The sequence below is a fragment of the Flammeovirga sp. EKP202 genome (genome assembly GCF_014534745.1).
Lineage (GTDB): Bacteria > Bacteroidota > Bacteroidia > Cytophagales > Flammeovirgaceae > Flammeovirga.
The window spans coordinates 1-7,010 of record NZ_JACVVP010000104.1 but is presented as its reverse complement, the minus strand read 5'-3'; the positions used below and the strand labels follow the sequence as shown (position 1 = coordinate 7,010).

General features: G+C 30.5%; 4 protein-coding genes. All 4 read right to left on the bottom strand.

From position 1 onward, the window contains the following. Window positions 1-318 precede the first annotated feature (318 nt). The gene (locus IC221_RS29075; RefSeq protein WP_188172294.1) at window positions 319-1,419 is read right to left on the bottom strand and encodes a DUF4476 domain-containing protein; all 1,101 of its coding nucleotides are present in this window, start codon (window positions 1,417-1,419) and stop codon (window positions 319-321) included. 1,484 nt (window positions 1,420-2,903) lie between these two features. Beyond that, window positions 2,904-3,881, bottom strand: a complete 978-nt coding sequence (locus IC221_RS29070) for a hypothetical protein (protein ID WP_188172293.1) — start codon at window positions 3,879-3,881, stop codon at window positions 2,904-2,906. 101 nt (window positions 3,882-3,982) lie between these two features. Beyond that, window positions 3,983-5,086, bottom strand: a complete 1,104-nt coding sequence (locus IC221_RS29065) for an SIR2 family protein (RefSeq protein ID WP_188172292.1) — start codon at window positions 5,084-5,086, stop codon at window positions 3,983-3,985. 479 nt (window positions 5,087-5,565) lie between these two features. Further along, on the bottom strand, window positions 5,566-6,672 hold the full coding sequence (locus tag IC221_RS29060; RefSeq protein WP_188172291.1) for a metallophosphoesterase: 1,107 nt from the start codon (window positions 6,670-6,672) through the stop codon (window positions 5,566-5,568). Window positions 6,673-7,010: the final 338 nt, after the last annotated feature.

Sequence of the window (7,010 nt, the reverse complement as noted above, 5' to 3'; positions counted from 1 at the left end):
TTTTTAAACTGTTTATGTTCATACGATTTAAAAATGAAGAGTATTTGGAATTTTTGATGGTTTTGCGACAGCCCCTCACGAACCATAATACACTACCATTTATCCTTTATAAAAGAATTATTTGATTAAGATAGTTTAGTTTGCAATGCATTTTTAAAGGGTAGAAATTTACCATTCTCTAAATCAAGTACATCAGCAACTTTGACGGCTCAAATGATCCTCTATATCATCATCAAAAAAAAGAGACTGATTCATCAACTAGTGATAAAAACAGCCTCTTTTCAATTAAACGCCAGTTTAATAGCTCTTTAGAATAGTCTATTGATGACCTAAAAACTCTTCCAAAGCTTCTTTATTTTTCACATATGAAAGTTTTCCAACTGCCATATGATATTTTGATTTGTCAGAAGTGTACTCAAATGCCATTTTAGCAAAAGCTAATCTTTTTCCATCCAAGTTGAAAACACCCATCAAGTCTACTACTTGGGCAGTGCTGATACACCCTTTTTCCATCAAAAACTCATTGGCCATCTCTACAGATTTGCCACCTGCATTCATTTCTGCTTTAATGTCATTTTTAAGTTTAGAGAAGTCGGCAAAGCTCATTTCGCAATCTTTTGCAACTTCTTTTTTCTCTGCTTTAGGTGCTTCACTCACTGCTGCCTTTTTTTCTACATAAGTAGTACTTCTTATATCAATATTTTCGATGCTTACCTCTTCTAATTGAAGTACTTGAATTGCATTCGCCCAATCAATCACAACGGCTTCACCATTAGGAGTAATGTTGATAGAGAAAGTATAAGATTTGTTAGGGAAGATGATATCTCCTTTTTTCACAATCTTCGGTTCTCCTCCCGAAACATTGATTTTTGAAAGGTCTAAATAACCTAATTGTCCCATCTTTCCTTGGAACGAACATTTTACCTGAACATATACTCTATCAGAATAAACGTTGTGTTCCATCACTTTTACGTGAAAACTACCATACGTTTTTTCTACTTTTTCAGCTACCGTTAAAGGCTCAGTTTTTACAGCTGCCCCTGGTGCTTTTGCATAACGAATACCTTTCATTTGAAGAAAGAATTGGTCTGCATTTGCCTTTACAGGAGGTTTCGCACGGAACTCATTGTAAATCGTTTTGCTGTCTCCCGGTTTTAAAATGTATTGTGTTTTGGATGGTCTAACTTCCCCCTCGTTCATTGTTAAAGTAGTTTCATTACGATCAATTATAAGGTAACCGTTTCCAGTGTTTTTAGCCTTATAATTAATGTAATAACTAGAAGTAGAAGATTTGACTTTTTCGAAAGTGAAGCTTGAATGATCTGTTGTAATAGATTTTGGCATATTATACACTTTGGTTTGTGCATAAGAAGTCCCGATCATAAGTAATAAAAAAATGAATGATAATTGTTTTTTCATAAGATGCATATTTAATATAATTTATATGAAGAGAGCACTATTTTGAAATAAAATTTCACTGCAAAAAAGGATAATGATGTATAACCTATTATCATTGGAAGTAGCAAAAAAAGAAGTCAAATAGCCTCAAGTAGCTAGGAACATAATTCTCCCTAGAATAATCGAATAGATTGTATTTTTAAATTTCTTAGAAGTCTGTTTTTCTTACTACATTTAAGTCATTTCATCCAGCATGAATTGAGTTTTTCACTCTTAGACTCAATGTATTTCTTAACTAATTTTGAACTTACCAGCAGAAACTCCTGCTAATAAAAAATTAGCGTGAATACTTCGTTCTTCCGAATTACCAATAACCTCATTTTGATTCAAAAGTCGAATTGCATAGATAGTAAGAAACAAAAAATAAAAGATGTTTATGATTAGCATAAAAAATTCATGTCAGTGTTTTACGCTTCCAAATTTATCAATAATTGTACCACAAAAGTAGATAACTCCAACAGGTCATTTTATGGTTTCACAATGTTATATCAAAGAGAATTGTTTGAGAAAGATCTAAATTTAATTTCTCATCTGTAAGTTATCAATTCTATAAATAGGGAGTGATTTATCACTGTTTTGGGTATTTAGGGATGGGTATTGAATAATCTGGATGAATAAAAAACTTTTAAATTCTGTTTGATTGAATTTAAATGAATCTATCTTAACCTACCACAACCTATTATTTTATTATCTGAGATTGCTACATAAAACGAACTATTAAGAATTAAGTCTTCTATCCCTTTGATTAATTCTTTACCAACATTTATTATTGATTCCTTATAGTAATTTTTTTGTAATTCATTAACGGTAATGTCTATCATTTCATTTATCGTATTATATAGAATTTATTTTTGCTTGTTGAATTTTAAAGAGGAAGAACTTATTTGAATTATATAGCAGATGAAATATATCACATACAACCTGTACAATAAGATCATTGTAGATGTGATTTTACTTTAAGCGGGACAATATATAGAAATGATAGTGAATATCGTAAGGTTGGTCCACTTTTAAAATATATGAAAACCATGATGACTCATTAAAGAATTCATTACTTGTTCTAAATTTAGCTTCCATTCATTCGATTTAGAGATGTATTTTGATAATTTTTGAGATATACACCATGTGTTTGCAAATTTATCCCCATCTGATTTTAGCCATTCAGATACAATTAATACAAACATATCACTATTACGATTCTCATAATCTGAATCAAATTACGGATATGTTGTTCTTGTTTTAAATTTGCATAATTATTAGCAATTTTTTGAAGGCCAGAGTTAAATTGATGGGATTTAATTATCTCTTGGAAAGTATCATGTATTTTTTTTTTGTTTAAATATCATCAAAAAAATTAGAATTAGTTAATTGTTTATTTATACCAACGGATAGAACATTCGATGTATAAGATAATTGAGAGGGCATGTACGACAACAGGTACATTGTTATACCACGTTTTTCTCTAATTTAAATTTCCCATTATTATCCTTTCTAATATAAATCCAAGGCATTTCCTCAGAGTCATATTTTATAAACTCATTTTTGTCGCCATTTATATACTCATCTGCTAACAATTTTGTAGAAATTATTGGGAAATGAAAATTCGAAGCATTTACATAAATCATTAATACATATTTACTATTTTCTTCAAACGAATTAGATTTACAAAATGTCAAATAAGAAAAAGCAACAGAATTATCAAATAATTGAAATTTTATTCCATGCAATATTGTCAGTAAACAAAGTATAATTGAATCCATATTTTCTTTAATCTTGCCCACTTCTATTTTATCTTTTAAGCTATTATTTAATTTATTTATAGCTTGAACAATTTCTTTTTCTAGTTCAATTTGTTCAAATGCACTCTTACCTGTAATTGTGCCTCTAATAAATTTCAACAAATCATCTAAAAGTGAGAATTTTGGATTTTGTTTACCATTCATAAGTAGATAATACCCTGCTTCTTTTTTGTAATTACTGTTAACCAAGCTTCTAACTTGTTTTTTACTTAATTTATAATATTCTTTAAACAAGTTTGAAGGAATTTCTTCGATTCCTTCTTTTATTACTACTTCAAAAAGTTGCTTCCCAATCTTTTCAGTTTTAATATAACTTAGGATTTTATTTGAAAAAAATGAGAACTCTTTTTCTAAGTTGTTTTCAAAAACATTTTCTTGGAATAATCTATCTACTGCCTCTTTATTGAATTTCATTTTTGCATGTCTCGAGTTGATTCTCGAATGACATATTCCTCTTATTCTACCTGGATGTGCAATGAAATGTGCAACTTCTTTTAAAACAGAATCACTACTTAAATAATCTCGTATTTCAATTAGAAACAACCTAATATCATCTTCTTCAAAAGAATTAGATTCAATTTTCTTCAATCTTCTCGATATTATGTTTAACTGTCTTTCTTGCATCGTTTTTTATCTTATAGAGCATAAAGGGAAACTACATGATTAGTGGCAGATAACATGGTTCTTTCCGACAATTATTTATACAAAATGTAAGCAAACATTATTTATTCTGTTTCTCTGATTTCTCTTAAAATTTCAGGCAATTCATCCCATTCCTTAACCCAAATTGTATTAATTCCGAGTGACTTCATATCAGACTCTTCAAATTTTTCTACAATATCAATTAAAAATTTAACCGTATCATTTAGTGTTAATTCCGCTAATATTTTTTCATCAAGCAATTCAGCATTTTCATTTAATATTTCTTTCAGCTTTTTCTGAACCCAAGAAACCTTATAATGTTGTTTAAATGTATAATGATTCAGTTCTTTATTACCCTTTTGTTTTTGTGCAATATCAAGAAGCCTTCTAATATTTGGATCAGTTATAGATGAACCTATAAATAAACATGTCTTATCCCTAAATTTGTTTATTTGAACGATATTATTCCAACTATAAGTATCATAGTATTGTTCATGATAAATCGATTCTCCAAATGTTATTATATTGTTACTTGTTATCTCTCCTTTTTGTGGTAAATACCCATGTACATGGTAGATTGGTAAGTTCTTTCCTGGTTGCATCCCTAATCCGTAAATCGGCATAAACCTAATTGGGATTTGTATTTTGCTTAGCCTTTGTTCTAAAATATCATCAAAATTGTATGTAATTACACTATCAAGATTTGGATAAGTCCCAGAAGCTACGCAAAAGTTAACTATCTCATCCATTAAACCTGACTCATTTTCAATATTAAAATATTGGTACAAAGCTACCCTCACATACTCTTCAAAAGATTCATTTTTATCTTCAAAGTAGTTTTGTAAATATCTTCCTGCAATCAAAGGTGTTGGGTTAAAAACATTAGTGAAGAGTTTTGATAAAACAGTAGAAACTTTTTGTTCCTCTTCAATTGTTTTAATCATTAATTTTTGAAGAAGAGAATACCAATCGGGAAGCCCATATTTAACTGAGACCCCTGCACCTAAAACTAAAACGAGGTTTTCATTTTCATGTTCTGAAGATAATGCTTTTATGGATTGCTGCCTTGAAAGCCCTTTTGTTTTAGAAATGTTATCCAATAGTTTTTTGGCTTCATTCTTATCTCTTAAAACATCAACAAATTGACTAATCAAGTCAATAGTTATAGAATTTAAATTTGGTTCCATAATTATCTTTTTATTTCCTAATGGTATATATTATTCAATTTTAACGTTTACTAACATTAAAAATCAAACAATAGGGTGTCTCTATTAGTGAAAAAAACTTCCAACTCCCTTTCAAAAAATAGTTTGCTGTTAGATTGTTGAAAGACCGTTTCAATTTACATTTTAATGTATTACAAAACAAGAGTTGATTTTTAAGTGGGTAGATGAGGTTAATTTTTTTTTGGAGTATGGAACTGCGTACTGTTTTGATGGAATGAATTGGTGTTGAAAAATATTTTTCAAAAACTATTCGTGAGCAAATGCAAATTTATTCGAAAACTTAGTTTATGATGTATTGTTATTTGTAAGGACGCCGCAATGCAACGCCCCTACATGACTACATTTTTGAAAAGTTATTATTAAACACTGTTCTTCTATATCTTCAGAAAATCACTAAGTCGTATTTCCCCATTGGTCTTAAAGGAAATTTTGCTTTTGACTTAGTGTTTCGGAATCAAATCTAATGCTATGATTTCACTTTTTGTTCCAAGTCTAAAAGGAGGACCAAATGTACCAATCCCTTCTGAAACAAGTATTTTTGTACCGTTATAATCATGCAAACCTCTGTTATAATCAAATATCATATTCGCCACAAAGTTGAATGGGAAAATCTGCCCTGCATGTGTATGACCGGTGAGGTATAAATCAATACCATGTTCATTGGCATATTTGATTCCGTTTGGAGCATGATGAAGCAATATAGTTGGACGTTCTTTGATCATTTTAAGCGTAGGTAAAACTTCATCCATCGTTGGTTTTTCATCTGAAGCATGCATATCAAAAGAGTTTCGATCAGCAAGCATGTGCGTTAAGCCAGCGATTTGTAACTCCCCAAAAGTCGCCTTTTCATTTTCTAAAACGTGAACGCCAACTTTCTTCATCAAAGAATAAATACTATCCATATTGGTGGCATGATCATGATTACCGTCTACAAAATAAACTGGTGCCTTAATTTGCTTCAAAGGCTCAAAATATTTTTCTTTTAGAGCGTATTCACTGTCTAGATAGTCTCCAGTAATCAGTACTACATCAGGATTTTGTGCATTGGTCTTCTCAATGACTTCTTGTAAGAAACCATTTGTTCTGAAATGTCCAATATGAATATCCGTTAAGTGAACAGCTTTTACTTTTTTTGTTAGGCCCTCCATCGGAATTGTCATTGGTGTAATTTGTATGCTCGCTCCTCTCCAATATCCAAAAAGAGTAATGCAAAATGCCAGTCCAAAACCTATTAGGCCAAATGTTGATGGTTTTAATTTCACAAAAATACCGATACCATCCGCCACCAAAAATGAGAGGAGTACGAAAAGGTAAATACCCATGGTCACCGATGCTGTTTTGTATAAGATGTGCCCAATCATGCCTGTAGCATTCGTGAAAACACCACTCACTACCATAAAAATCAATGGAAGCAAGCTGAAAGTGATATACACTAAACGTGTACTCTCAATTCCAAAAATATAAATGATTTTTTTTGATAGATAGATAACGGTAAATGCAATTAAGGCTAAAAAGACCACTACTATTGCATAGGGGAGTAATTTCATTTTAAAAGTTTATTTGATGTATTTATCACCGTGTAAACGAAGCTTTCAACAACGTTCGATTACAGTGTATTTCTATACCGTAAATTTAAAGGTGTAGATTTTCGTAGGCTTAACAGTTTAAAGGAAATGATTAACAAAATTACAGATCTGCCATTTTTTGATGACGTGGGAAAAATAAAAGAGGCATCACTACTATTGTAAACCAGATTATCATTAATTAATACAACTCTTTTTATGAATGATAAGTGGTAGTGTATTGTAGTTCGCGAGGGGCTGTCGCAAAACCATCAAAAATTCCAAATACTCTTCATTTTTAAATCGTATGAACATAAACAGTT